Here is a 26,439-nt window from a genome sequence, read left to right as displayed (position 1 = left end):
TCCTCTCCTGAGAAGCTCCGCCGCTAAAAGCGCGGCGGAGCAAGCTGCCGATTAGTTCGGGCAGGCTTCAGTCCGTGCAGGCCACGGAGCGTTTTTCTCGGCATATTCTTTTGCCGCAGCTTCGATCAGCGGACGAACGACGTCAGTCATCGGCTCAATCCAGCCAGAGGCCTGTTGCCACTTGGAACCGGTCCATTCCTGAACGAACACAGGGTGGCTACCGGAGTGGTCGTCACAGGTGACTTTCATCGGATGAGCAAAACCGGTGAGGCCCAATTCGGCCAAACGGGCTTCATCAAGGTTCAGAGCTTCCAGACCCATGCGCATATCTTCACCGGTGATCACTTTCTTACCGGTCAGTTCCTGGGCTGTACGGATACCCTCAGCAACGATGACAGAGTTCAGAACACCGCGGTTGTAGAGTGTTTGACCCACGGTTTCTGCATCGGTGGAGGACAAGCCGGCATCGATAACATGCTTCTGGATGTCATCAAGTGCCTTATAGTCACGGCCAACGCCAGAGAAGTTCAGAGCCTTGTAGCCTTTAGCACCTTCACCGCCAGCACCGGCATCATCATCACCGGCAGACCACCACACGCCGATGAATTTCTCCATCGGATAGCGAATTTTCACGGCTTCCTTGATCGCGGTCGGGTTCATAGCACCCCAACCCCACATGACCATGTAGTCCGGGCGGTCACGGCGCACGTTCAGCCACTGCGAAGACTGGTTCTGCATTTCCTTGATGCCAACCGGGTACTTCGCCAGTTCAAAGCCGTGTTTTTCGGCAAGCTGTTCCAGAAGCGGGATCGGCTCACGGCCATAACCAGCATCCAGGAAGATGTAGCCGATTTTTTTGCCCTTCAGATTGTCCAGGCCGCCTTCTTGTTCACCAATGTATTTGATGACCACCGAAGCGCCGTCCCAATATGTGTCCGGCACGTTGAAGACCCACGGGAAGGTGTTGCCGTCAGCCGCAGCAGACAGGCCATAGCCCATGGACAGAACAGGGATCTTGTCGACACTGGCTTTCGGGATCAGCTGAAGTGTAATCCCCGTTGAATACGGATTGTACACCAGCGCGCCTTTGCCTTTTGTGGCTTCGTAGCACTCAACGCCCTTTTGCGCGTTGTAGCCGGTTTCACATTCTTCAACGGCGATTTTAACACCACCGATACCACCATCACGCTCGTTGAGCATTTTGAGGTAGTCACTCATACCATTGGCGATATGGATGCCAGAAGCAGCAAACGGGCCGGTCCGGTAAGTCAGCAGCGGGACATAGTTGCTGTCTTCAGCCTGGGCAACAGACGTCATAGCGCCCGACAGTCCCACACCGAATGCAACAGCTGTTCCCAGAGCAAGTTGCTTGAAGTTCATTTTGTACTCCTCCCATGCGGTTCGGATTTTCCAATACCGCCAGACCAGTGACGCCATTCCTCCCCGGACCGGTCCAAGTCCGGATGGCGGGCGAAAAGGCTGGCCGCCTTAATACGGGAACGGCCAGACCCTAAGTTTTTGTTTCCCGATCTGCCACAGCCGGGCAAACCCGTGTGGTTCAACAATCAGGAAGAAGATGATCAATGCACCCACGATCATGAAAGTGACGTGCTCGACTGTCTCAGCGGCAATATCCATGCCCATGACACCGGGAATGAATTTCAAGAACACCGGCAGGATCCAGATAAAAGCAGCGCCCATAAAGGATCCGCTCAAGCTGCCCAGACCGCCCAGGATCACCATGAACAAGATCTGGAACGACAGGCTGATGGAATAAGACGACGGTTCAGCAGCGTTCAGCCAGAAGAATACCATCATCGCACCGGCAACACCGCAGATGTAGGATGACACAGCAAAGGCCATCAGTTTGGTCTGAAGTGGGCGGATCCCCATCAGCTCCGCAGCAATATCCATGTCACGGATCATCATCCAGGAGCGCCCGATCCGGCCGCGCAGAACGTTTGCCATCAGGACCGCAATGCCAACTGTGATTGACAGCACGATGAAATAACGCACCAGCGGTGAGGCTTCCGCACCCGAGACGACAATCCCAAACATCTCACGATGCGGCACTTCGATCGCACCCGAGGCGTTGTTGTTATAGAGCCACGGAATACGGATGAAACACCATTCCAGGAAGAACTGGGCCGCCAGCGTGGTCACGGCCAGGTAGAGGCCTTTGATCCGCAAGCTTGGAAGACCGAAGATCGCTCCAATGCCGGCTGAGAACACACCTGACAGAAGAACCATCAAGATGACATTCGCATCCGGGAAGATGGTGGTCAGCTTGTAGGCTGCATAGGCGCCAACGCCCATGAACGCGCCTGTCCCGAGGGACAACTGTCCACAGAATCCGGTCAAGACGTTCAGACCGATCGCTGCCAGTGCAAACACCAGGAACGGGATCATGATGGACGTTAAGAAGAAGTCGTTGGCAAAGGCCGGGATGGCGACAAAAGCGATCAGGATGATTGCCGCCAGACCGATCCGGTCCTGACGGATCGGCATGAGCGCCTGGTCCGCCTGGTAGCTCGTTTTGAATTGGCCAGCTTCGCGATAAAACATGTAATCAAACCCGCTCGATGATCTTTTCGCCGAACAGCCCTTGCGGCCGGAACAGCAGGAAAATGAGTGCGATGATGTAGGCAAGCCAGGATTCAATCCCGCCACCAACAAGGCCGCCCCAGTAGAGTTCGCCAATCTTCTCGCCAAAGCCGATGATCAAGCCGCCGACAATCGCTCCAGGGATCGAGGTAAACCCGCCGAGAATTAGAACCGGCAGTGCCTTGAAGGCCACGATTTCCAGCGCGAAGGACACGTCAGAGCGCGCGCCCCACATGATACCGGTTGCCAGAGCAACCAGACCGGCTGCGAACCAGACGATGGCCCAAATCTGATTGAGCGAGATACCGACAGACAGAGCGGCCTGGTGATCATCAGCCACCGCACGCAAGGCGCGGCCGATGCGGGTCTTGTTGAAGAAGATACCCAGTGCCGCCACCATGATCACGGCGATGACCGCCGCGGCGATATCGATGTGCTGCAAGATAACCAGGCCGCGCTCGCCGAATTCAATGGCGGTGGAACCGGTTGGCAGTCCGAGTTCTTCGGTGATCATCTGTTTCGGTTCACCGCCGAAGACAAATTCACCAAAGCCGATCAGGAAGTAGGTCAGACCGATGGTCGCCATCAGCAAGATGATATCCGGCTGGTTGACCAGCGGCCGCATAACGACCCGCTCAACCCCATAGGCCAAGATTCCCATAGCGGCAATTGTCAACGCTAAAGCGAGATAGGCTGGCACACCGTTTTCGTGCAGACCGACGAGTGTCAGGCCGGCGAAAACTACCATAATGCCTTGGGCGAAGTTGAAGACTCCAGAAGCCTTGAAGATCAGAACGAATCCAAGCGCGATCAGCGCATAAAGGATCCCGGCGACAAACCCTTCCCAGAGGACCTGCAGGAAAAAATCCGGCATGTCATACATCTGGACGAAGGGATCAATGAAAATATCGTAGAGCATTTGGTTCCCCCCGTTAGTGGCTCACGCCCAGATACGCATCAATGACGGCCTGGCTGGCCTGGACTTCCTCGGGAGGACCGTCCGCAATCTTTTTACCGTAATCGAGCACGACCACGCGGTCGGAAAGATCCATGACAACGCCCATGTCGTGTTCAATCAGTGCGATGGTCGTGCCAAACTCCTGATTTACGTCGAGAATGAAGCGGCTCATGTCTTCCTTTTCTTCCAGGTTCATGCCCGCCATGGGCTCATCTAGAAGAAGAAGATCCGGCTCCATGGCCAATGCCCGACCCAACTCGACCCGCTTTTGCAAACCATAAGGCAGCCGACCGACCGGCGTTTTCCGGATTGCCTGAATTTCGAGGAAATCGATGATGTCCTCGACTTTGCGGCGATGCTCGATTTCTTCGGCTTCTGCCGGGCCGCGCCACAGCAATTGCCAAAAGAAATTCTTGTTCATTTTCAAAGACCGACCGGACATGATGTTGTCGAGCGTGGTCATGCCTTTGAAGAGCGCCACGTTCTGGAACGTCCGGGCGATGCCGTTGCTGGCCGCCTCATACGGCTTCATTTTCCGTCGCACTTTGCCTTGCCAGGTGATCGTGCCTTCTTGCGGATGATAGAAGCCGTTGATGACGTTCAGCATCGAAGTCTTGCCGGCACCGTTTGGGCCGATGATCGCGCGGATCTCGCCTTTCTGGATGTCGAACGAGATGTTGGTGATCGCCTTCACACCGCCAAAGGACAATGAAACATTGTCCACACGGAGCAGCTCTTCCCGCTGAGGCGCGGTTTCTGTCGCAGCCGGCGAGATATTTTTTTCACTTACAAGGGCATTCATTCGGCTGCCTCCTGGAACACTTTGCCAGGCTCATAGATCCTCATGTCGCGGATTTCGACAGTCGCCTCAATGGCGCCCTTGCGCCCATCTTCAAAGGTGACCTCGGTGCGGACATGTTTGCTGGTAGACCCATCGTAAAGAGCTTCGATCAATGGGGCATAACGGTCGGCAATGAATGACCGGCGGACTTTTTGGGTCCGTGTCAGCTCGCCGTCATCGGCATCCAGCTCTTTGTGCAGAACCAGGAAGCGTTTGATCTGGGCACCGGCCATCATCGGCTCAGCGGAGAGATCGCGATTGACCTGATCTACATGACTTTCAATCATCGCGTAGACTTCGGGATTTGCCGCCAGCTCTTGGTAGGACGCGTAGTTGACGTTGTTCCGCTCGGCCCACGATCCAACCGCGGTCAGATCGATGTTGATGAAGACGGTTGCAACATCACGTTCGTGTCCGAAGGCAACTGCCTCCTTGATGTTCGGGAAGAACTTCAGCTTGTTCTCAATGTATTTCGGCGCGAACAAAGCCCCGTCATTGAGTTTGCCGACGTCCTTCGCCCGGTCGATAATTTTCAGGTGGCCGTTGTCGGCAATGATGCCGGCATCACCTGTATGCACCCAGCCATCTGGCGTCTTAGTGCTGGCGGTGGCCTCATCGTTCTTGAAGTATCCGACAAAAACGCCCGGTGAGCGGTACATCACTTCGCCATTGTCAGCGATCTTGATTTCCACATCCGGTGCAGGCTTGCCGACGGTGTCACCTAAGATTTCGCCATCCGGCTGAAGGGTGATGTATACGCTGGCTTCGGTCTGACCGTAGAGTTGCTTGAGGTTCAGGCCTAGCGAACGGAAGAATTGGAAGATTTCCGGACCGATCGCTTCACCTGCGGTGTAACCCACTTTCAAGCGGGTCAGGCCCATCCGGTTTTTCAAGGGGCCGTATACACAGAACTCGCCGATGCTGTAGAGGATCCGGTCACCGAAGGCGACTTGCTCACCGTTCAAGATTTTCTCGCCGACTTTCCGGGCAACACCCATGAAATAGTCGAACATCTTCTTCTTGAATTTCCCGGCATCCTCCATCTGCACCATGATGCGGGTCAGCATGTTTTCATAAACACGCGGCGGTGCGAAGAAGTAGGTCGGCGCGATTTCAAGGCGGTCCGTGTCGACCGTTTCCATGTTCTCCGGGCAGTTTACACAGTACCCAGCGGTAAAGGCCTGGGCCAGCGAGAACACATGGTCCCCGATCCAAGCCATCGGCAGATAGGCAAGAACTTCTTCAGTCTCATCAAGACTGTCGAAGGCGTTGCCGTTGCGCGCCGATATTACCAAGTTGTCAAACGAAAGCATGACCCCTTTTGGACGGCCCGTTGTTCCGGAAGTGTATAGCATGACCGCGATGTCATCGCCTTTGTATCCCGAAAACCCGTCGACCCATTCCGCTTCCAAACCCGGCTTTTGTGCCAAGAGTTCGCGGCCCTTGTCCTGAACGGTATTGAAATAACTCAGACGGCTATGTTCGTAGTCCCGCAAGCCGCGCGGATCGTCGTAGATCACATGCTCAAGAGACGGAACTTCTTCGGACATGCTGAGCAGCTTGTCGACTTGCTCTTGATCTTCCACCGCAGCAAACCGGACTTCTGCATGGCCCAGGACATAGGCCATCTCTTCTGCGACAGAGTCGGAATAGACCGGTACCGGCACTGCACCCAGCGCTTGAGCTGCCACCATGGACCAATAGAGCCGCGGCCTGTTTGCCCCGACAATTGCGATCTTGTCTCCAGGCTTCAGCCCCAAAGATTGCAGTCCGATTGAAAAAGCACGGATTTCATCGAGCACCTCGGACCAGGTCCAGCTTTGCCAGATTCCTAGATCCTTTTCCCGGAACGCCGTCCGGTTCCCGAATACCTTCCCGTTTTGAAGAAGGATTTTCGGAAAGGTGTCCTCCGCGCGCTGTCCAGCGCTGGCCGACCCTACCATAGATGTTTCTTCCCTTAGAAGCCGCCCCGGTTATCCGGGATCGTTCTCGTCAGGTATGAAACAGCCTGAGGCCATCCCATTCAACCAGAATTTGGTTTTGGGGTTACCCAGGGCCCAGCCCATAACTGACAATCTCACGCTAAAAGGGGCGCTTTGCAGCAGTATGTTTAAATCTTATCGAATTGTTGCAAGTACGCTGCAACTGCGAAACAAGCCGGTAGCCAAACAGTGATTCCCGCCTTAGTCTTCACCCCATGGAGGAGACCAAACACCTAAAGACTCAGCTTGACCTGCTGCAGGCGGCCCTTGATCATATTAATCAAGGATTTACCGTCTTTGACAGCGACCTCAGGCTGGTCGCTTGGAACCGTGGTTTGTACGACATGCTCGACATGCCATCGAGTATTGTGCGCCGCGGTTCTCACCTGGAAGAATTTATTCGCGTTAATGCAGAACGCGGTGAATATGGCCCCGGAGACATCGAAGCCAAGATCGAACGGCGGATCCAACGCGCCAGATTATTCGAACCGCATTATTTCGAACGGATCCGGCCGAATGGGCAAATCATAGCCGTCTCCGGCACCCCATTACCCAATGGCGGCTTTGTTACGATCTACTCTGATGTCACCGAGGAGCGCAAGCGCCAGGAAAAACTTGAACGCACTGTCGAGGAACGCACTCACGCCCTTCAGCAAAGTGAAGACTGGCTGCGTCTTGTGACAGACAATATACCAGCGCTCATTGCCTATCTCGCACCGGGACCTGTGTTCCGCTTCGCCAACCGGCGCTATGCGGAATGGTTCGGCCATTCGATTGCATCCATCGCCGGACGCTCTGCCCATGACGTAGTCGGGGAAGAATTGTTCGCCGAACTTCTACCGCATATTAACCGCGCCTTTGAAGGGAATGCGGTCAGCTACGAATATCAGCGCCAGCGCTTGGACGGAACGACAGCCTATATGCGGTCTACCCTCATCCCGGATATGACAGTAGACGGCCGCACGCTTGGGATCTTCGTTCTTTCTCTCGATGCAACGGACCAGAAGGCGGCCGAAGCTGCTCTTGTCCAATCTCAGCGCATGGACGCTGTCGGCAAGCTCACCGGCGGTTTAGCTCATGACTTCAATAACTTATTGGCTATTTTGATGGGCAACTTGCTGGCACTTGGCCGGTTGGAGACGCCTATTGAGAAGGACACACTCGACGGCAAAATTGCGCCAATGCTGGAAGCCGCCAAACGGGGCTCTGACCTGATTCAGCGTCTCTTAGCCTTCAGCCGGGGCAAAGCTATTGACCCGCAGACCGTATCGATTTCGGATGTGATTGCGACTGCCGCTAAACTGCTGGAAGGGTCTCTTCCCTCGTCGATTGACTTCACCATCGACTCGGACGATCGCAGCATCGGTGCCCGGATCGATCCGACACAGATGGAAACGACCTTCATCAATCTGGCTTTTAATGCCCGTGATGCCATGCCGGACGGCGGGTCCCTTTCCATTGCCCTTTCGTCCATCACACTTGATACCTACGAAGCTCAAGATCTTTCGGTATCAGCTGGTGACTACGCAATGATCTCAGTTGCGGACACCGGCAGCGGCATGGACAACGAAAGCCAACTGAGGATTTTCGAACCGTTTTACACGACCAAGACTTTCGGTACCGGCAGCGGTCTCGGATTATCAATGGTCTATGGCTTCATCCGCCAATCAGGCGGCGCGATCCATGTCCGCAGCAAGGTTGGGGAAGGCACTACATTTACGATTTATCTGCCACTCAAGAATCTTACCGGGCCAGATGCAAACGGTGCAACCGCATCGGAGCTCCCGGCATTGAAGCGCGGCCAAGGTGAACTGTTGTTGCTGGTTGAAGATGACCCATATGTCAGCGCTACAATTTCTGACCAATTGCAGAGCCTCGGCTATGCAGTCCTCAAGGCAGAGAACGCCGAAGATGCCTGTAAACTTGCCCTAGACCTGCCTGAGCTGAAAGGCGTCTTAAGTGACATTATCATGCCCGGCCAGATGAATGGACTGATGCTTGCCCGGGAGATCCGGCAGAACCGGGCAGAACTCGGCATCGCTTTGATGACCGGATACGCCGATTGGTCGGCCTTGGCCGACAATAGCAGCAGTTGTGAATTTCCGGTGTTGGCTAAGCCATTTGGGGACTATCAACTCGCTGAAACACTTCGGAAAATACTTTAATTCGAAAAACCAGGGTTCCATTGCAAAACATGTCTATGACAGCGGCAAAAACCACCGCATTCATCGTTGATGATGAGCCGGAAATTGGGCGGCTTCTCTTAGAAGCAATGCAACCTTTCGACATGGAGGGCCGTGTTTTTTCGACGGCAACGGATATGCTTGCAGCCCTCCAGGAAACAACGCCAGACGCTTGTATCGTCGACCTCGGCCTGCCGGATATGGAAGGTATGGCATTGATCAACGAAATCCGCCGCCAGTCGTCCGTTCCGATTATCGTCTTATCCGCCCGTTCACATTCTTCCGACCGCGTGCTCGGCCTGGAGTTAGGCGCAGACGATTATGTGGTGAAGCCCTTTGACCCGCGCGAAGTTGTCGCCCGTATCCGCTCCATTCTTAGGCGTTCCGGCGGTGAAACAAGCCGGCCAACCGCCAAGGATGAACAGGCAAGTTTCGAGGGTTGGCTCTATAAACCCTCGTCCCATTGTTTAACCTCGCCGGAAGGCGAAGAAACGTTTCTATCTACCGGAGAGGCAACTCTTTTGGAAGCCCTGCTGCGCGCACCCAAACGGGTGCTGACACGGGATTACCTTTTAGAACACGGCGGCCGGGACGAGAGCCTTGACCGTTCTATTGACGTACGAATCTCGCGCATCCGCAAGAAATTGAACAGAAAAGACGGCCCCGCACATATCCGAACCATTTATGGGTCTGGGTATATGCTCGCCTGCGATGTAAAATGGGGATGATCGCCGAGTTAAATCGGCAAAGAAGCTTATTATCAAAAGCAGATATTAAAAAAAGGGCGGGAAATTTGTTTCCCGCCCTTTTGTGTTTAGAAGCTTAGAGAGATGTCCCTGTGTCCAGAGAGACAGCTGGCGACATCAAGCGCCATATCGTTTGGTAAGCGCCTTTGCTGACGGAGGCCAATGTTGTCGATGATGGCTCCATCATAGCTTTCCAAAGCCGGCAGAATTTCCGCTGCCGCCTTCCTGCGCCATTCTAGATCTTCCTTCAGCGCTGCAATCGAAACATCCACCTTGGCAATGGCTTCCTCGGCATTCGGAGTTTTGCTGCGCATGATTTTGCGGGCGTCCGACAGGCCTTTGCGGATATCACTTGTGCCTTCGGCTTCACCGACTTTGGAGCGCAGTGCTGCGATCGCATCGACGGCCGCTTTTGGTTCAAGCTGCGGGATCTCAGCCTTCAAAGCTTCCATGTCGGCTTCGAAAGAGGCGACCTTGTCCGCATCCAGAAGAATTGCCTTCAACTCCAGGATTGGCTCATAAGCCTGATCCACGGTTCGGCGATAAGTCTGCCTTGCCTTTGTTTCAGCCTTTTGGATCGTAGAGAACTTTCCGTAAATATCCTCCCATTCGGCAGGAATTTGGGCAAGCAAAGCATCCCGTTCCGCAGTCAACCCGTCGATTTTTGCTTGAGCACGGTCGCCTTGAGCTTGGGTATAGATACCGTTGTCACCTGACCGACGAACCACAACTTCAAGCTCAACGATATGCTCATCTACCCGCCGGGCGTCACGCTCCAGCGCACGCACTTCTATATGAACCGGGCGATAGTCGCCGGCAGCAGCGTTCACAGCTTCTTCCGCACTGCGGATTTCTTTCATCAAAGGCAGAGCCTCACGAGCTTTTTCAAAGCCCTTGGCCATATCCTTTTGAATATCCTTCGGCAGATAACTCATATCGACACTTTCTGCCTTGTCGATCGCCGCAAGAATGCTGCTGCCATTTTGCTGGAAATCCTCATAGACAAGGGTTTCCATGCAGTATTGCAGACGCGGGTTTTTCGGCGGCGGTGCCGTCTCAGACAGAAGCGTTGAGCGGTTCGGCAGATAGTTCACCAGCTGCGGATAAAGACCGACAATGGCCAGCGCGATCAGCTGCAGTCCAATAAAGGCAATCACGCCCTTATACATATCGATTGTTTTCACCACGGCAGGCGCGACACCACGCAGATAGAACAACGCAAAGCCGAAAGGTGGCGTCAGGAAGGAGGTCTGAATGTTCAGACCGATCATGACACCGAGCCACACAGCGGTCACGTTTGCCGACGGATCCGCCAGAAGAATCGGCGCGACAATCGGCACAACAACCACGGCAATCTCGATGAAATCGAGGAAGAAGCCGAGGATGAAGATCACCAGCATGACGATCAGGAACTGGGCCCAGAACCCGCCAGGCAGCCCTTGCAAAAACTCCTTGACCAGCTCTTCACCGCCAAAGGCGCGGAAGGCCGAGGTCAGCATGGCAGCGCCAAGCAGAATGATGAAGACCAACGACGTTGTCTTGGCCGTCTCAACCATGACACCGCGCAGCGTGTCTTCCAGCTTCAACGTCCGCCAACCCGACCAGAAGATGGCGATCATCAGCAGCGATACTGCAATGACCGCAAGCACAAGTCCGAGCAAGTCCTGGCTGGTTTGGATCAGTTTGATGTTTACTGCACCGATGAAGCTGATCACCACGGCAAGGCCCAGCAGGGCGATAATCCCGATGATCGCAGGTGTGTAGGCGCCTTTTTCACCGTCCCGCAGGCGATAACCTGCCATGATCATGGCACCAACCGCGCCGATCGCACCAGCCTGGTTCACGGTAGCGATACCGGCAATGATCGACCCCAGAACCAGGAAGATCAGTGACAACGGCGGCACCAGCGTGATGACGACTTTAACGGCGAATTTGCGAGTGAACGTTCCCTCTTCATGAACAGCCGGCGCTGCTTTCGGGTTCATCAAAGCAAAGCCCAGGATGAACAACATGTAGAGACCGACAAGCACCAAGCCTGGCAGGAATGCACCAAGGAACATCTCGCCGGCACTTGTGGAGACCACAGAGAAATCGGACGGCATGGAAAGCTCACCCGTATTCGCTTTATAGAGTGTCTGGCGTAAAGACCCGGCCTGGTCCACCGCGCTTGCCAACTGGTCGGCAAGAATGATGAGCACGATAGAAGGCGGGATGATCTGGCCGAGCGTGCCGGACGCTGCGATTGTGCCTGTTGCCAGCGGCACAGAATAGTTGTTACGCAACATGGCCGGCAGGGAGATGAGGCCCATAGCCACCACAGTCGCACCAACAATACCTGTGGTCGCTGCAAGAAGCGCTCCCACGAAGACAACCGAAATCCCAAGGCCGCCGGGCACTGGACCAAACAGCCGCGCCATGGTCACCAGTAGATCTTCAGCGATTTTCGAGCGCTGAAGCATAATGCCCATGAACACGAATAGTGGAATGGCTATCAGCGTGTCACGTTCAGCTTCCCAGTAAATGCCGCGGAAGTTGGTGACCCCGGCACTCAACCACTGGCCAGCGCTGCCGTGGGAGAAGTAAGCATCTGCTCCGGTGCCAAACAAGGCGCCAGCACCGGCGGCAATACCGATTGTGAGGATTGCAGACCCTGGCAAAGCGAAGGCCACCGGAAAACCGGACCCGAGCGCAAACGCCATTAGGACGACAAGAAGAAGAAGGAAAAAGAGTTCCATATCGAGCGGTCTCGTCAGGCGTTATTGAATTGTATGGCTGTCATGGTCCCGTCCTCCAGGCTCGCCACGGATGTCCGCGATCGCATCGAGAAAATAGGACACAAACTGAACCATCATTGTTACGGCGAAGACCCCAAGAAAGCCTGCCATGAGATATTTCACATAGAGGCCAAACCCTGCCTGGGTCACTTCGTAACTGATGATCGGGCTGTTGATGATGTTTTGCTTGCCGCCCATTCCGATGATCAAAATGGTGGCGCAAAGCCCCATGCCAAGAACAACAGAGCCAATGGCATTCACATAGCCTTTGGTCTTAGCTGCCATGCCCGCATAGAATACATCAACGCGTACATGTCCTTCTTCGAGCAGTGTGTAGGCACTGGCAAACAGGAACAGAGCGGCATACCAAAAGCGGACAAGGTCAGCCAGGAACGCTTGTTCGTAAGAAAACACGAACCGGCCGATCACGATAAGAAGCTCAGCCACAACCACCAGCAGGGCAAGCCAGGTAAAGCCGAGAGTTCGGGTAAAGGCGGCAATGACTACCGACAATCCGATCAACGGCATATGCACATAGGCGCCACGGAACCTGGATTTCCCAAGATCTTCCGCCAGGGTGTCGCCGACAACACTCGCCAGCCAGCCTTCCACACGAAGAAAAGAAATCGCAGCATCGACCAATCCGACAATCAGGACTGCGAAGAAGGCAGCCCGGATTAGATAGGTATTGATATTGCTGATGCGGATGCTGTCTTCACGCAGTGTCTTGCCGGTTCGGAACACATAGGACGCGGCATAAGCCACTAAGGCAACATACAGTGCCAGCTGCAACCAGGACCAGAACATGGGAGCCGAGCCGTTGGCCACCCCGCCAAAAATCGGAGCGACACCCGGAAGGTCTTGCCAGTAGGTCAGATAGTTGTTGAGCAGAAACGCAGCCATCAGAGCTAAAACTGTCCAAGCGAACAGCCGGAATATCCGCCCGCTTTCCGCAGATGATGCGTAAGCGGAATCAGTGGCGTGCGACCCGTCTTGAACGTTGTCCAAGGCCGTCATCGTAGCGCTGCCTTTATGTTTTATTCGTCAGATACAAAAAGAGGGACGGAATTGCTTCCGTCCCTCTGTGAAGTCCGCAGACTTACGAGCCGATCCCAAGCACGCGGTTACGCTTGTTGCTGTAAGCGATATCTGAGATCGACATCCAGCTGCCGATTTCCTGACGTGCGTTGATGTTAGCTTCGAAGATCTTCTTAGCAAGCGGGGAATGATCCATCGCTTCTTCAAGAACTTCCTGAGCAGCTTCACCGAAGGCGTCATAGATTTCGTCGTTGAATTCACGCAGCTCTACACCGTGCTCATCAACAAGACGCTTCAGGTACTGACCGTTGTTGGCGTTGGTTTCAGCCATGGTGCGTGCGTTTTCTTCGTTACACGCAGCCTGGATGATTGCCTGATCTGTCTTGGACAGACCATCCCACCATGCTTTGTTCATGCCCATTGCGAGCTGTGCGCCCGGCTCGTGCATGCCCGGCCAGTAGTAGTACTTGGCCGCTTCATAGAACTTCATGAAGTAGTCGTTGAACGGACCAACCCACTCAGTAGCATCGATTGCGCCGGAGACGAGGTTTTCGTAGATCTGGCCGCCTGGCAAGGATACCGGAGATGCGCCGAGTTTCGCCAGAACGTCACCGCCCTGACCCGGGATACGCATCTTCAGACCTTTCAGGTCGTCAGCAGATTCGATTTCCTTGTTGAACCAGCCACCCATCTGAACGCCGGTGTTACCACAAGCAAAGTTCTTCAGGCCAAATTCACCAGCGATTTCATCCCACAGTTCCTGGCCGCCGCCATACTTAATCCAGGCGTCCATTTCAGTGTAGGTCAAGCCGAACGGAATAGCGGTGAACGCAGCCCAACCCGGGTGCTTACCTTTCCAGTAGTAGTCGGCAGCGATGTAAGCTTGAGCATTGCCGGATGCGACTTCGTCAAACGAGTCAAAGGCACCAACGCGCTCACCAGCAGCAAAATACTGAACATTGATGCGGCCATCTGTGAGCTCACCAATACGAGCCGCCAGACGCTGTGCCGGAATACCCAGACCCGGGAAATCGCGCGGCCAGGTGGACACAATCACCATATCTTGTGTGCCCTGCGCGATCGCCGGTGCAGCAAGAGCCGAGCCAGCAGCAATACCACCGGCGCCAAGACCAGCTTTTTTGATAAACGAACGACGATCCATTAGTTTCCTCCCTAAACGGACCTGATATCGGACCGGAATACACCCTTGCACCGATCTCGCCGTATGTCTAGTTGACCTGACGGCACCGGCGCTATTCGTGGTTCTGCGCAACTTCTCGGTAGTATTACTGAGACTCGCGCAAGAGATTCGAAATCTGCTGGATATTTGAGCAACTTAAGGACGAAACTTTGACTTTTAAAACAAAATTGCTGCTCATCACTATCCTGCCCCTGATCGCCGTTTCCATCCTGATCGGCAGCGTGACTTACTACCATTCAAGGACGCTGATCGATGCGCAAACCGAAGCCGTCGAAAAACGAATTCTCGCCTCGAAAAGGCAAGAAATTCGCAACTATGTCAGCTTGGCGCTGACGTCCATCGAAGAGATTTATGAAAACCAGCCTGGTGGGCGCATGGTCGCTCAAGATGAGGTCATGCGGATCTTAAGAAACCTGACTTTCGATTACGATGGCTATTTCTTTGCTTATACGCTCGACGGCACCAGCATTGTTCATCCGAAGCTGCCCCATCTCGTCGGCGGCAACTGGTGGGATCTTCAGGACGATAACGGCGACTATGTCATCCGCAACCTCATCAATGCAGCAAAGAATGGCGGCGGCTTTCACCGCTATGTCTGGCATAAGCCGTCAACCGGGACGGTGGAAGAAAAACTCGGCTACGCCATTCTGCTCGACAAGTGGAACTGGGTTCTGGGCACCGGCCTTTATACTGATGACATTGCCAAGGAAGTTGCCGCCATCCGGGCCGATTTTGCCCGAAGCATCCGGCAAACTCTGTTTGTCATTTTCCTAATCACCCTTGCCGCAATCATCATTGCCGGCACGCTGATTGCGGGCGTGCGCTTTTCAGAACAGCGTTTTGCCGATACCCGATTGAAGGCCCTGACGAACCGGATCTTGCAGGTTCAGGAACAGGAACGAAAACGCGTTTCGACCGAGCTTCACGACAGTATTTCCCAGCTACTCGTGTCTGTTCGTTATGGCGTTGAGATGATCCACAGCGAAGCCAATCAGAATGCGGAACTGCAAGCTCAAGCAGCTAAATGCCTCACAATTTTGGACGGCACCATCACTGAGGTCAGGCGTATCTCCAGAGACCTCAGGCCAAGCGTTCTGGATGATATGGGGTTGGCTGCAGCCCTTGGCAGCCTTGGCAAGGAGTTCCAGATGCAATCGGGCATTACCGTAAATGTGGAAGCCGAACGCTGTCACACCCGGTTGTCGGAAGGAGCCAAAACCGCGCTTTATCGGGTCGTCCAAGAATGTATGACCAATGTGGCACGTCATGCTGAGGCTGAAGAAGTCAGTATTTCTCTGTCAGTCGGCCCAAATACGCTTGATCTTTGCGTCGAAGACGACGGCATCGGCCTGCCCCAACCCTTGCCACGCGGCGGCGGCCTCGGATTTCGAAACATGCGGGAACGCATAGAAACTTATGGCGGTCAGCTTTCCTTGGGCCGGGGCAAAATCGGTGGGACCCGTATAGAAGTGGAGATGCCTCTCGACAACGCCACAGCAAAAGCGGCATGATACCAATATGACCGCTCATTCACGTCAAATCGAACCAGCCGTAAAACCAATCAAAGTGTTGCTGGCCGATGATCATGAACTTGTCCGTGACGGCATTCGGGCACGGCTGCTCAAGGTGCCTGAAATTGAGATCGTTGGCGAAGCGACGAATGGCAAAGAAGCTTTGGACCTATCACTGGAGCTCCAGCCAGACGTCCTTTTAATGGATATCTCCATGCCAGTGATGAATGGATTGGAGGCTGCATCCGAAATCCGCAGGTCCGCGCCACAAATCGCTGTTTTGATCCTGTCGGTCTACGACAACTCAGAATATGTGCGTGGCGTGGTTCAAGCTGGAGCCCGCGGTTACATCTTAAAGGACATCTCAGCGACCGAGATGATAACGGCGATTTCGAGTGTTGCCTCCGGGGGGTATTATTTCTCCTCGGCCGTCGGTCCGACCCTCGTCGGCACACCAAGCTCAACTCCCATTGAAGATCCATATGGTCTCACGGACCGGGAACGGCAGGTACTCACCGCCATTGCAAAGGGGCAACCAAACAAAGAGGTCGCCAGGGAATTGGGCATCAGTGTCCGGACGGTGGAGTCCCACCGGCTGAACCTCCGGGAGAAAGTTGGCAACAAAAATGCCGCTCAGCTTTATAAAGTAGCGCAAGATCTTGGATTGCTTGATTGACCGGCTACCGGTAATTATTTGTCCGAACAACCGGGTAAATCTTTCTATTCAACCGCTTAGGGTCGTCACATGTCCAAACCGCTGGTTCTTGTCACCTCCGATGTCAAATCCATCGATGGCTTTAACTGGCATGCCGTGATCTCAACCTACCTTCAAGCTGTATTGAAAGGTGCCGATGCCATACCGATGATCCTACCGGCGCTTGGAGCGGATCTGGATCTGGATGCAGCGCTCGACAATGTGGATGGTGTCTTGGTCACCGGGTCCCGCTCCAACGTCAATCCGCAGCTTTATGGCCAGGAACCGACCGAAGCGAATGGCCCGTATGATCCGGATAGGGATGCAACAACGCTCCCGCTGATAAAACGTGCGGTCGAGCGAGGTGTCCCGGTCTTCGCGATTTGCCGGGGCATGCAGGAACTTAATGTTGCCTGTGGCGGTACGCTCCTGACAGAGGTCCAAGACATTGAAGGCCGCCAGGATCATCGCCCGCCGACGTCAGACAGTCAGGACGAACGGTTCCAGATCGCGCACACTGTCGAAATCAATCCGGGCGGCCGGTTGGAAACTGTTCTTGGGACCGAGCCATTTGAGGTGAATTCGCTGCACCGGCAGGCGGTCGGAGACCTTGGCAAGGGATTGGCCATCGAAGCCAAGGCCGAAGACGGTACGATAGAAGCGATGACTGTGAAAGATGCTCCAGGTTATGTGCTGGCAACCCAATGGCATCCGGAATACTGGGTGATGACTGACGGTCCGTCGAAGAAGCTGTTTGAGGCCTTTGGCGATGCGGTGAGAACCTACAGGACAAAAAGACTGGCTCTGTAGCCGCCAGTCTTTCTGTATGTTTCTTGATTAGCCCCAGCCGACCGCAGCAATCAATAGGGTTGCGCCGAGCAGAAAGACGACCGCTGCTCCGGTAATCTCGATTGTGCGGTGTATTTTGACTGCTGTCGGGCTGCCCTCCCCAAACAGGCGGATTGCCAATTCCTTGGCAGAGACAGCAAGGCCAGCCAGCAAGGACACCGTGATCCCGGTCCCAACGGCCATGGCCAAAGTCGATGCAACTCCGGCAGCAATCATGCCTTGAGACAAGGCAAAGACCAGAACAACCAAGGCGCCTGTACATGGCCGCAATCCAACCGCCAGGATAATCGAAGCCGCCTTGGCGGCTGTTATTTCCCCTTGAAGCATATCCGGGGTTGGCGCATGCGCGTGACCGCATGTTGAGCAAACGCCGTCCGGCCCGATGGTATGATCGTGATCATGATGATGGTGATGACCGTGGTCATGGTCATGCGCGTGTCCATGATGATGGTGACCGGCTCCATGAGCGCCTGCGAACGCCAATGCGCCATTACCACTGCGACTGGCAATGGTGGCAAGAAGCGGCTTTGCGGCCTTCTGCCACAAAAGCCAAGCGCCCAGCGCGGTAATCAAGATGTAAGAGCCGATTTCAAACCAGCGCGCTGTGTCTTGAATGGCAATGCTGGTGAGATTGAACACAACAGCAAGACCGCCAACCAGCACAATCGCGGTCACCGCCTGCGCAAACGCTGAGGCAAATGAAAGGACGATACCTTTTTTCAAGGTCTCGTTGTTGGCAACCACATAAGACGTGATGATGGCCTTGCCATGCCCAGGACCGGCCGCATGGAACACGCCATAAGCAAAGGACAGTCCGACCAGAAGCCAGAACGCATTCGGATTGTTGCGGAACGACCGCAAGCTGGCGACAAGTTTTTGATAAAAATCCTTCTGCGTCTGGGCAATTGACCCGAAGACACGATCCATAAGGCTCGGCTCAATAACGATCGTTTGCTGCGTGTTCTGGAGGACTTCCTCGCTTCGTGAGGTCGCAGCGCTGCCAACACCTTGGGAAACGAGCGACTCTACGGCGGCAACAGAGGTCTCTGGGACTGTTTCCGTTGACGTGCTCTGCGTGCCAGTTGAGGTATCAGCTGCTGAAAGCACACCGTCTTCTGCAGAAGCTGCAGCAGCAGATGCGCAAGTGACGATCATCTGATTGATCTGGGATGCGGCAGCTGACTGCAGCTCCGGCGGTAAATCACGCTGATCTGGGCCAATTTGAGCGAGTGCATAAGCGGTTGCGTCGTCCAGCGGCGGCGGCTCCTTGCGGGTGATCTGACAGGCCGCTGGGGCGTTTACTGTTGCCAGCGCGCTGTCTTCACGGCCAAAGCGGAAGTCGACATAATAGGTCGGATCATAGACATCGAGGGTAATCGGTGCCGTCGCATCACTTGGGTCTTTGAGTGGCAGCACGAAATGCAATTCCAGGAGATCAACATCCTGTGGCGCTGTGCCGCCATTCATCTCAATGTCTTCTTGGATTGCCTCAAAGTCCTGCGGTTTCATCACCCAATAGTCTTTTAAGGCAACTGTTGCGACCTCAAGCCAGTATTCCGTCGGCGTTCCAAAATCGAGTTCGACACGCGTGTTGTCCCCGAAAGTGAAATAGCCGAAGTCAGCCATACTCTCGATATTGACGTCGGCCAGTTCCGCAAGCTCCTCACGCGAATAGACCCCGTCCTGATTCTTGTCGAACCCCTGGATGGCAAAGGCTGAAAAAGCATCATCAAATCTGAAGATATGCCGGACGGCGACGGCCTCGCCCTGATCATTGAAGACCAACGACGACCGCGCCTCAACAAAGACATGCGGGTGCGCCTGTACGGCTACGACGCCCAGGGCGGCAAACCAGAACACCGCGCACAAAACTCTAAAAAAGGTCATCCAATCCCCATTTGCGCTACCGCTTTGCTGGCGCACATCATACTGCCATTCGTCCGATTTCCATCTAATCCGGCAATTATTTTTGTCACCGGAGAAGGCGGCGATAAAATGGCCCGAGACGTTCGCAGACGCAAAACTTCTGAAAAATTATTTTCACGCACAAACGTGTTTTTTGAGAATATTCCAACCTGCTTTTATCGTCATTTGAGTAAGATAGACATCACATTCCGGCTTTTCTGTCTAAAATATATCCAACAACAACTGTTATAGAGTTGAGCCGATCATGAACGCTATGCACACCTCAATCCATCATTCCGCGGTCTTTGACCATCCGGAGATGGACGGCCATGAAAATATCGTTTTCGCTCAAGACCATCAGACGGGCCTGAAAGCCATCATCGCAGTCCACGATACGACACTTGGACCCGCATTGGGTGGATGCCGGGTATGGCCGTATGATTCGCCCTATGATGCACTGAATGACGCGCTCCGGCTGTCCCGCGGAATGACCTACAAGAACTCTCTTGCCGGTCTGCCGCTTGGCGGCGGCAAAGCGGTTATCATTGCAGATCCACGCAAGGACAAATCGGTAGACCTGATGGAGGCTTTCGGTCGCCATGTCGACCGCCTTTCCGGTACTTACATCACCGCCGAAGATGTTGGTGTTTCGCCCGATGATATGGAGGCTGTGGCCCGTTTCACTGATCATGTTCGCGGAACCAAAGCGACCGGTCTGGGCGATCCCTCCCCGTATACAGCGCTCGGCGTCTTTGAGGGCATCAAGGCATCTGTCGCGCATGTATTCGGCAGTGCTGATCTGACGGGTCGGACCATTTCGGTTCAAGGGCTTGGTCATGTCGGATATGATGTTGCCCGCCAGCTGCATGAAGCAGGCGCGAAGCTGATTGTGTCCGACATTCACGCACCTGCCGTGCTCAAAGCTATAGAAGCGTTTGGCGCGACAGCAGTGGACCCAGCGGAAGCGCATATGATTGAAGCGGATGTCTTTACGCCTTGCGCCTTGGGTGCCGGCCTCAATTCGCGCACCATTCCGCACATCCAAGCGAAAATTGTTGCGGGCGCGGCAAACAATCAGTTGCAAACCCCGGCAGATGGCATTGCCCTCAAGAAGCGAGGCATCCTTTATGCGCCGGACTACGCCATCAACGCAGGCGGCGTCATTTCCATCACACAGGTTGAACCAGGCGGCAAGGATACCGTGGTCCGAGAAAAGACCATTGCGATTGGCAAAACCTTGTCTCAGATTTTTGTCCGGGCAGAGCGCGAAAATGCCACGCCAGAGCAAATCGCAGATAAAATGGCAGAAGAACGTTTGGCAGCCGCCAGAAAAGCGTGATCAGATAGCCGGTTTATAAAATCTCAAAAGGCGGGAAACTCCCGCCTTTTTCTTTACAAGATTTCCTTAAGAAAGCCGGCTCTCATTGGCACGCCTAAACATTTCGCGCACCAAGGTTTTCGCGTCTTCAACAGCAGTCTCACCCAATTCTGCATAAGACGCAGTCACACCCTCGTGGAGCAGGTAGAGAGTGGACGCAAACTCCATCTTACCGCTGAGTTCACCAAAAAACGTGAGAAGTTCCGATTTGTGCCGTTTCACAGTCTCAGCGATCTCACCGCTGTCTGGATTGGCCGCAAGTGCTTGCCGGAAGAAACATTCCTTTCCTTCCGTCATCCGCATCCAACCGCCCAATTTGTCAAACAGCTGCTCAGCCGCTCTGACGCCAGGCTCATCAACGCCCTCATGGACATAGCGCATGTAGCGCTGGTGCCGGAATTCCAGCGCCCCCAAAATCATCGCCTCACGCGATGGAAAATACCGGTAGAGGGTGCGCATGCTGACACCGACGCCGGCACGCAAATCGGGAACACTAGGTTCCGCAAAACCCCGGCTCCAGAAGACCTGCTCTAATCCGGCAGCGATGTTTTCCTTGGCGTCACTCATAATTCGAATGTGAGCGTGAACTCTTCTGCAATCAAGAAAAACTTGCAGAGATAACTGATACTTTTCACAGGGTTCAACATGAATTTTTTGTTATTGCTCATCAAACCCTTAAAAAGACTACGCTTCAACTTGCAGCTTTCTTCTTGCGGCATACCAGCCGACCAGAAAATCCACGAAGGCGCGGACCTTCACAGTCAAATGGCGCCGGTGCGGGTACACCGCATAAATACCTTTCAACGGTTCTTCGTAATCCTGAAGAACGACCTGTAAGCGGCCATCCTCAATATAGTCCGAAACAAAAAACAGCGGTGTTCGGATGAACCCGAGCCCCAAAACGGCCGCCTCGCAGACGGCTGCCGCACTATTGACCTCCAAAGGGCCGTTCACCGTAACAACTTGCCTTTCGCCATGAACATCGAACACCCAGTTTTGTTTGTACCGGTAATTGGTATCGATGATGCACGGACGATTTGCCAGATCTGCGGGCGTGTTCGGCACCCCAAATTTCTCCAGAGCTTCAGGACTGGCACAAACCACGGTCTGGAACGGGGCTATTTTGCGGGCAATAAGACTGGAATCTTCCAATTGCGTCACCCGGACTGCAACATCAAACCCTTCTTCGACCAGATCGACGAACCGGTCTTCAAGGCGCAAGTCCAGAACCACATCCGGATGTTTGGCCAGAAACTCCATCATGGCCGAATTTAACAACTTGTCGCCCATAGATCTGGGTGCCGACACGCGCAACCGGCCGCGAATTTCGTGATGAGATGATTGCACCGATGCCTGCAGGTCATCGATCCGCAGCAAGATCTCCGAAGCTTCCTTGTAATAGGATTCACCGACCTCGGTTAGCGACACTTGGCGCGTGGTGCGGTTCAATAGGCGGACGCCGAGTTCATCCTCAAGCTCGCTGACATACTTGGATACCAACGCCTTTGAGCGCCCCATGTCCCGGGCCGCAGCTGAAAATCCCTTTGAATCAACCACCTGAATAAAACAACGCATCCGCGTTAAGGCATCCATCCAACAAAGTCTCCAACTTATTTAAGGTGCCACCAACACCTGCCTTTTAATAATCAACCAGTACTCAGCTCACCGCCCTACGGCGCGTCATACGAAAAATACTCGACAAAAACCATACGATTAGAAATCCGCCGGCAGCGCCAATGCCTGCGCTGACCAATCCAGCGGGAGTGACCGGAATTGCCGGCACATAGTCTTCAGCAGTTGCTTGCATCAGATCACGGTCTGGGCTTTTAAGCAGGATCAGTATCCGATCAAAAGACCCTGCTGCTTCAAAGTCAGACTTTTGAGATTTTAGATTGATCAGGCGTAGACCAGCTGTCTCCATACTGACACCTCTTGCCTGAACGAAGGGGTCGCTAGACGTTTTCTGGCGGGCAATCGCTTCTGACACTGTCAGACCAAACGTCTCAGCGTCGTCCTTAAAATCGGCAAGCACCTGCTCGAGTGCATCAATGGCGCCACCAAGGCGCTGCCGGTACTGCTGCGCGAATTCAGGCAATTGGGACGTAAGCGTCCCGCTGGTCAGCATCGTCACCACCATGAAGATCCGCAGCATCGCTATCACTCCCCATTATGGCGCGACCGTCCGCCAGTCCTTATCTTTCTTACCTCAACGAAGCGAACTTAGTCCTGCAAAGAAATCAGGCCGGCTTCGCTCATTTCCGTCCCGAAAGCCAAGCGCAAGCCCGCAGCATCCCAGCCCAAACTTGACACCGGATGCCCACCAGGCCGGCGCAATAAAACTTCGGCATTGTCTTCAAAACGGCTCATCATGATCATGCCGTCCTGATACCCGAGCGCAACGACGTCTTCTTTCGGATGACAGGCAACTGCAGTCACCATGGCATCCCCTCTGGCGCCCAACTGCAACGGCGCTTGACCCATAGGCCCGGATTTTCCAAAGAATGGCCAAAGAATCGCAGCATTGGCACCGGATGTTGCAAGATACCGGCCTTTGACTGACCAGCTGAAGGATTTCACTTTCGCCGGATATCCAGTCATGCGCATGTCCTGCGTGTCGGACAAGCGCCAGCCGTGAAGGGCATTTTCCTGCATCGCCGTGACCAGGTATTTGCCGTCCGGAGAAAAACTGATGCCGAGATGTGCGCCTTTCCAGGTCAAGTCGACCGGATCGCCATCGGTTCCGGCCCACCAGAGGGTCGCACCATCATAACGGGAGACAGCAAGGCGCAAGCCCTTGGGGGCAAACGCAAGCCCGCCAACGGCCCGATCATGAGCGAATTCCTTTTCCCGCCCGTCTGCAAGACGCATCCAGGCTGTCCGCCCACTTGCAAAGGCAACCGCACCATTCGGTCCGCAGGCGATGAGGTCAATCCATTTGCGCGGGCGCTCCGCAGCAAGGTCTGACGACCCATCCGGCGACGACATATATATCGCGCCATCATCTCCCGAGGTCACCAAAACCTTGCCATCAAGGGACTGCTCAACTGCAAGCACCCCACTTTTATGAGGGCTTAGCCGTTGCCCGCCGTTCTCAAGGAAGAGAACTTCGCCCTCTCCACTTACAAAATATGGTGTTTCACCCAAGAAGCCGGCGCGGACGACAAAGCCGTCCACGTCTATCGGAGCAACGGTTGGCAAAGTCAGCTCCTATTCAGCGGCACAGGATTGGAAGTTGGCTTTCAGGACGTCCCAATTGAGGTCGCGTCCGATAAAGACAAGCCGGCTCTCCCTGGGCTCGTCATCTTTCCAATCACGCTGATGATCACCTTCGACAATCATGTGCACGCCCTGGATGACATAGCGCTGCGGGTCTCCTTTGAACGCAAGAATTCCCTTCATACGCAAAATGTTCGGGCCCTGAACCTGTGTCACCTGGTTGATCCAGGGAAAGAACATTTCCGGATCCAGGTCTCCAGCAGTCAACGAGATGCTTTTGACAGAGTGTTTGTCCTCATGGTCGTGATGGTGATGATCATGTCCATGGCCGTCTCCATGATGATGGTGATCATGATCGCAATCATCGCTGCATTCATGAGCGTGGTGCCCATGTTCCAGAAAATGCGGATCAAGCGACAAGATCCGATCCAGATCGAAAGCACCCCGATCGAGCACCTTGGCAATCTCAATGCCGCAGCGCTCGCTGTGATGAAGGATCGCATAAGGATTGATCGAGCGGATACGCGTTTCGACCGCCGTTAATTCTTCAGCTGAAACAAGGTCGGTTTTGTTGATCAGGATGACGTCGGCGAAAGCGACCTGATCTTCGGCTTCCTGTGTGTCTTCCAGACGCTGCAAAACGTGGCGGGCATCCACCACCGCAACCACAGCATCCAGCTTGGCGGCGGCGCGAACGTCATCATCCATGAAAAACGTTTGAGCGACCGGCGCCGGATCGGCAACACCCGTAGTCTCCACGATGATCGCGTCAAAGGCGCCCTTACGTTTCATCAAGTTTTGAACAGTGCGGATCAGATCACCACGCACGGTGCAGCAGATGCACCCGTTGTTCATCTCGAATATTTCTTCATCCGACTCGACCAATAGGTCGTTGTCGATGCCGACTTCGCCGAATTCATTGACGATCACTGCATAGCGCTGGCCATGATTTTCGGTCAGGATCCGGTTGAGCAAAGTCGTTTTGCCGGCTCCCAAATATCCTGTCAAAACGGTCACCGGGATCTGAGCCGGCGTCTCCTGGGTCGCAGACATTGCGTATCTTCCTGGAAATCTTGAAATTGAGCGGGCTCCAAAGAACCACGGGCGTTACGCTCATATAATCACATCCCGTCCGAAATGGGAGAGCGGAGAACGGTTTTTCCTTCGTCAGCCCACACCGCATTGTGAAACGAATGAAGCGAACCGCATTCGCTTCCTCCGGCCTGTTCCAACCCGATAGACGTGGTATCACTCCGATAGGCTTGGGCACCGAATAGCGGAAGGGCACGTCATGAAAACAATTTCAGGCTTTGACCGGATTGGCGAAGAAAATGCTTTTGCGGTTCTTGCCCGTGCGACTCAATTGGCGTCTCAAGGCCGCGACATCATCAATCTTGGCATTGGCCAACCGGATTTTAAAACACCGGATCACATAGTCGAAGCTGCGGTAAAAGCGCTCCGCGATGGTCATCACGGCTACACGCCAGCAACCGGCATTGCCCCTTTGCGCGAAGCGGTTTCGGCTGATCTCCTGAAACGCCATGGCGTTGAAACCAACCCAGATGAGGTGGTGATCGTGCCTGGCGGCAAGGTCACAATGTTCATGGCGATTTTGATGTTTGGAGAACCGGGCGTTGATATCCTGTATCCGGATCCTGGCTTCCCAATTTATCGCTCCATGATCGAGTTTACAGGCGCCCGGCCGGTCCCAGTTCCAATCCGAGAGGAGAACAACTTCGCTTTTTCAGCCGAAGAAACCTTGTCGCTGATGACGGACAAAACCCGCCTTTTGATCCTCAATTCACCAGCAAATCCGACCGGGGGAGTTACACCGCGCTCCGAGATCGAAAAACTGGTCAACGGCCTGGAAGCCTATCCGGAAGCAGCAATCCTGTCGGACGAAATCTATTCCCAAATGACTTATGACGGGATGGAACATGTATCCCTGCTAACTTTCCCATCAATCCGTGACCGGCTGATCTTGCTGGATGGCTGGTCCAAGACCTATGCCATGACCGGTTGGCGCCTTGGTTTTTCACTTTGGCCGGACCAACTGATCGACAAAGCGCGAAAACTGGCGGTGAATGCCTGGTCCTGTGTCAACGCACCAGCACAATACGCCGCTCTTGCCGCCCTGACCGGCCCACAAGATGCTGTTTTTGAGATGGTTGAGGAATTTGACCGACGCAGAAAAGTGGTCGTCGATGGATTGAACGCAATCGACGGTATCTCCTGCAAAACACCGCTTGGTGCCTTTTATGCCTACCCAAACATCAAAAACACTGGATGGAAAGCCAAGAAACTTGCCTCTGCACTGCTTGAAGACGCTGGAGTTGCTGTCATTGGCGGGCCGGACTTTGGCGTCCTTGGAGAAGGATACATCCGGCTAAGCTACGCGAATTCAACGGCAAACATAAACTCCGCACTAGACAGAGTAAGGACATTTCTTGGAACCAACACAGGAAAATAAACATCCATATAATTACTTATGTCATCTAAATGATTAGGATTACATTTACCTTAGAATATCCAAAATTACCCTGCGTACCCTTTTATTAA

The 26,439-nt window shown here is 54.2% G+C and carries 21 protein-coding genes; 7 read left to right on the top strand and 14 right to left on the bottom strand.

Annotation, left to right across the window (positions count from 1 at the left end; all coding sequences use genetic code 11):
- Positions 1-51 precede the first annotated feature (51 nt).
- The 5 genes from ACOOFE_RS01605 to ACOOFE_RS01585 form a co-directional block, all read right to left on the bottom strand.
- The gene (locus ACOOFE_RS01605; protein WP_420413363.1) at positions 52-1,380 is read right to left on the bottom strand and encodes an ABC transporter substrate-binding protein; all 1,329 of its coding nucleotides are present in this window, start codon (positions 1,378-1,380) and stop codon (positions 52-54) included.
- Between the two features lie 108 nt (positions 1,381-1,488).
- Complete coding sequence (locus tag ACOOFE_RS01600) at positions 1,489-2,565, bottom strand: branched-chain amino acid ABC transporter permease (protein ID WP_141184803.1); 1,077 nt, start codon at positions 2,563-2,565, stop codon at positions 1,489-1,491.
- Positions 2,566-2,569: 4 nt separating this feature from the next.
- Positions 2,570-3,523 (bottom strand): branched-chain amino acid ABC transporter permease, encoded by a 954-nt coding sequence (locus ACOOFE_RS01595; protein ID WP_141184802.1) that lies wholly within the window; start codon positions 3,521-3,523, stop codon positions 2,570-2,572.
- A 13-nt stretch (positions 3,524-3,536) separates the two neighbouring features.
- A complete protein-coding gene (locus tag ACOOFE_RS01590; protein ID WP_141184801.1) occupies positions 3,537-4,364 on the bottom strand; it encodes an ABC transporter ATP-binding protein in 828 nt (275 codons plus the stop codon).
- Entirely contained in the window at positions 4,361-6,346 is a 1,986-nt protein-coding gene (locus ACOOFE_RS01585; protein ID WP_420413362.1) for an AMP-binding protein, read from the bottom strand. The genes ACOOFE_RS01590 and ACOOFE_RS01585 overlap by 4 nt, the downstream gene beginning before the upstream one ends.
- 254 nt (positions 6,347-6,600) lie before the next feature.
- Between ACOOFE_RS01585 and ACOOFE_RS01580 the strand changes: the two genes are divergently transcribed.
- Together ACOOFE_RS01580 and ACOOFE_RS01575 are read left to right on the top strand one after the other, a co-directional pair.
- Entirely contained in the window at positions 6,601-8,550 is a 1,950-nt protein-coding gene (locus ACOOFE_RS01580) for a PAS-domain containing protein (RefSeq protein WP_420413361.1), read from the top strand.
- 35 nt (positions 8,551-8,585) lie between these two features.
- On the top strand, positions 8,586-9,296 hold the full coding sequence (locus ACOOFE_RS01575) for a response regulator transcription factor (RefSeq protein WP_420413360.1): 711 nt from the start codon (positions 8,586-8,588) through the stop codon (positions 9,294-9,296).
- Positions 9,297-9,382: 86 nt separating this feature from the next.
- On the opposite strand, the gene ACOOFE_RS01570 is transcribed toward ACOOFE_RS01575, so the two are convergent.
- From ACOOFE_RS01570 to ACOOFE_RS01560, 3 genes are all read right to left on the bottom strand, one after another.
- On the bottom strand, positions 9,383-12,049 hold the full coding sequence (locus ACOOFE_RS01570) for a TRAP transporter large permease subunit (protein ID WP_420413359.1): 2,667 nt from the start codon (positions 12,047-12,049) through the stop codon (positions 9,383-9,385).
- Between the two features lie 21 nt (positions 12,050-12,070).
- On the bottom strand, positions 12,071-13,105 hold the full coding sequence (locus tag ACOOFE_RS01565; RefSeq protein WP_420413358.1) for a TRAP transporter small permease subunit: 1,035 nt from the start codon (positions 13,103-13,105) through the stop codon (positions 12,071-12,073).
- Between the two features lie 82 nt (positions 13,106-13,187).
- Positions 13,188-14,288, bottom strand: a complete 1,101-nt coding sequence (locus ACOOFE_RS01560) for a TRAP transporter substrate-binding protein (protein ID WP_141184795.1) — start codon at positions 14,286-14,288, stop codon at positions 13,188-13,190.
- Positions 14,289-14,476: 188 nt separating this feature from the next.
- Here ACOOFE_RS01560 and ACOOFE_RS01555 point away from each other — a divergent pair, with 188 nt between their 5' ends.
- The 3 genes from ACOOFE_RS01555 to ACOOFE_RS01545 all read left to right on the top strand — a co-directional run bounded on the left by ACOOFE_RS01555 (position 14,477) and on the right by ACOOFE_RS01545 (position 17,342).
- The gene (locus ACOOFE_RS01555; protein WP_420413357.1) at positions 14,477-15,838 is read left to right on the top strand and encodes a cache domain-containing protein; all 1,362 of its coding nucleotides are present in this window, start codon (positions 14,477-14,479) and stop codon (positions 15,836-15,838) included.
- Between the two features lie 7 nt (positions 15,839-15,845).
- The gene (locus tag ACOOFE_RS01550; protein WP_141184793.1) at positions 15,846-16,514 is read left to right on the top strand and encodes a response regulator; all 669 of its coding nucleotides are present in this window, start codon (positions 15,846-15,848) and stop codon (positions 16,512-16,514) included.
- Between the two features lie 69 nt (positions 16,515-16,583).
- Entirely contained in the window at positions 16,584-17,342 is a 759-nt protein-coding gene (locus ACOOFE_RS01545) for a gamma-glutamyl-gamma-aminobutyrate hydrolase family protein (RefSeq protein ID WP_420413356.1), read from the top strand.
- Between the two features lie 27 nt (positions 17,343-17,369).
- Here ACOOFE_RS01545 and ACOOFE_RS01540 read toward each other — a convergent pair whose 3' ends face one another.
- Complete coding sequence (locus ACOOFE_RS01540) at positions 17,370-19,268, bottom strand: DUF1007 family protein (protein ID WP_420413355.1); 1,899 nt, start codon at positions 19,266-19,268, stop codon at positions 17,370-17,372.
- Positions 19,269-19,551: 283 nt separating this feature from the next.
- On the opposite strand from ACOOFE_RS01540, the gene ACOOFE_RS01535 reads away from it, so the two are divergent.
- Positions 19,552-20,625: a Glu/Leu/Phe/Val dehydrogenase dimerization domain-containing protein gene (locus ACOOFE_RS01535; protein WP_420413354.1), complete on the top strand. Its 1,074-nt coding sequence runs from the start codon at positions 19,552-19,554 to the stop codon at positions 20,623-20,625.
- Positions 20,626-20,691: 66 nt separating this feature from the next.
- Here the strand turns inward: ACOOFE_RS01535 and ACOOFE_RS01530 are convergent, their stop codons facing one another.
- The 5 genes from ACOOFE_RS01530 to ACOOFE_RS01510 all read right to left on the bottom strand — a co-directional run bounded on the left by ACOOFE_RS01530 (position 20,692) and on the right by ACOOFE_RS01510 (position 24,933).
- Positions 20,692-21,231, bottom strand: coding sequence for a TetR/AcrR family transcriptional regulator (locus tag ACOOFE_RS01530; RefSeq protein ID WP_420413353.1), 540 nt, complete (start codon positions 21,229-21,231; stop codon positions 20,692-20,694).
- 117 nt (positions 21,232-21,348) lie between these two features.
- Entirely contained in the window at positions 21,349-22,257 is a 909-nt protein-coding gene (locus ACOOFE_RS01525) for a LysR family transcriptional regulator (RefSeq protein WP_420413352.1), read from the bottom strand.
- 64 nt (positions 22,258-22,321) lie between these two features.
- A complete protein-coding gene (locus ACOOFE_RS01520) occupies positions 22,322-22,816 on the bottom strand; it encodes a DUF2937 family protein (protein ID WP_420413351.1) in 495 nt (164 codons plus the stop codon).
- A gap of 68 nt (positions 22,817-22,884) precedes the next feature.
- Positions 22,885-23,862, bottom strand: coding sequence for a WD40 repeat domain-containing protein (locus tag ACOOFE_RS01515; RefSeq protein ID WP_420413350.1), 978 nt, complete (start codon positions 23,860-23,862; stop codon positions 22,885-22,887).
- Between the two features lie 9 nt (positions 23,863-23,871).
- The gene (locus tag ACOOFE_RS01510; RefSeq protein ID WP_420413349.1) at positions 23,872-24,933 is read right to left on the bottom strand and encodes a CobW family GTP-binding protein; all 1,062 of its coding nucleotides are present in this window, start codon (positions 24,931-24,933) and stop codon (positions 23,872-23,874) included.
- Between the two features lie 238 nt (positions 24,934-25,171).
- Between ACOOFE_RS01510 and ACOOFE_RS01505 the strand changes: the two genes are divergently transcribed.
- A complete protein-coding gene (locus ACOOFE_RS01505) occupies positions 25,172-26,350 on the top strand; it encodes a pyridoxal phosphate-dependent aminotransferase (RefSeq protein ID WP_420413348.1) in 1,179 nt (392 codons plus the stop codon).
- The last annotated feature ends 89 nt before the right edge of the window (positions 26,351-26,439 follow it).

It is taken from the genome of Roseibium sp. (assembly GCF_965216085.1).
GTDB lineage: Bacteria > Pseudomonadota > Alphaproteobacteria > Rhizobiales > Stappiaceae > Roseibium.
This window is presented reverse-complemented; position numbering and strand designations above follow the sequence as displayed.

What these genes read in the sequence shown, in the direction of transcription:
- ACOOFE_RS01605 (WP_420413363.1), bottom strand. Translation starts at nt 1,380, where the DNA reads ATGAACTTCAAGCAACTTGCTCTGGGAACAGCTGTTGCATTCGGTGTG.
- ACOOFE_RS01600 (WP_141184803.1), bottom strand. Translation starts at nt 2,565, where the DNA reads ATGTTTTATCGCGAAGCTGGCCAATTCAAAACGAGCTACCAGGCGGAC.
- ACOOFE_RS01595 (WP_141184802.1), bottom strand. Translation starts at nt 3,523, where the DNA reads ATGCTCTACGATATTTTCATTGATCCCTTCGTCCAGATGTATGACATG.
- ACOOFE_RS01590 (WP_141184801.1), bottom strand. Translation starts at nt 4,364, where the DNA reads ATGAATGCCCTTGTAAGTGAAAAAAATATCTCGCCGGCTGCGACAGAA.
- ACOOFE_RS01585 (WP_420413362.1), bottom strand. Translation starts at nt 6,346, where the DNA reads ATGGTAGGGTCGGCCAGCGCTGGACAGCGCGCGGAGGACACCTTTCCG.
- ACOOFE_RS01580 (WP_420413361.1), top strand. Translation starts at nt 6,601, where the DNA reads ATGGAGGAGACCAAACACCTAAAGACTCAGCTTGACCTGCTGCAGGCG.
- ACOOFE_RS01575 (WP_420413360.1), top strand. Translation starts at nt 8,586, where the DNA reads ATGACAGCGGCAAAAACCACCGCATTCATCGTTGATGATGAGCCGGAA.
- ACOOFE_RS01570 (WP_420413359.1), bottom strand. Translation starts at nt 12,049, where the DNA reads ATGGAACTCTTTTTCCTTCTTCTTCTTGTCGTCCTAATGGCGTTTGCG.
- ACOOFE_RS01565 (WP_420413358.1), bottom strand. Translation starts at nt 13,105, where the DNA reads ATGACGGCCTTGGACAACGTTCAAGACGGGTCGCACGCCACTGATTCC.
- ACOOFE_RS01560 (WP_141184795.1), bottom strand. Translation starts at nt 14,288, where the DNA reads ATGGATCGTCGTTCGTTTATCAAAAAAGCTGGTCTTGGCGCCGGTGGT.
- ACOOFE_RS01550 (WP_141184793.1), top strand. Translation starts at nt 15,846, where the DNA reads ATGACCGCTCATTCACGTCAAATCGAACCAGCCGTAAAACCAATCAAA.
- ACOOFE_RS01545 (WP_420413356.1), top strand. Translation starts at nt 16,584, where the DNA reads ATGTCCAAACCGCTGGTTCTTGTCACCTCCGATGTCAAATCCATCGAT.
- ACOOFE_RS01540 (WP_420413355.1), bottom strand. Translation starts at nt 19,268, where the DNA reads ATGACCTTTTTTAGAGTTTTGTGCGCGGTGTTCTGGTTTGCCGCCCTG.
- ACOOFE_RS01535 (WP_420413354.1), top strand. Translation starts at nt 19,552, where the DNA reads ATGAACGCTATGCACACCTCAATCCATCATTCCGCGGTCTTTGACCAT.
- ACOOFE_RS01530 (WP_420413353.1), bottom strand. Translation starts at nt 21,231, where the DNA reads ATGAGTGACGCCAAGGAAAACATCGCTGCCGGATTAGAGCAGGTCTTC.
- ACOOFE_RS01525 (WP_420413352.1), bottom strand. Translation starts at nt 22,257, where the DNA reads ATGGATGCCTTAACGCGGATGCGTTGTTTTATTCAGGTGGTTGATTCA.
- ACOOFE_RS01520 (WP_420413351.1), bottom strand. Translation starts at nt 22,816, where the DNA reads ATGCTGCGGATCTTCATGGTGGTGACGATGCTGACCAGCGGGACGCTT.
- ACOOFE_RS01510 (WP_420413349.1), bottom strand. Translation starts at nt 24,933, where the DNA reads ATGTCTGCGACCCAGGAGACGCCGGCTCAGATCCCGGTGACCGTTTTG.
- ACOOFE_RS01505 (WP_420413348.1), top strand. Translation starts at nt 25,172, where the DNA reads ATGAAAACAATTTCAGGCTTTGACCGGATTGGCGAAGAAAATGCTTTT.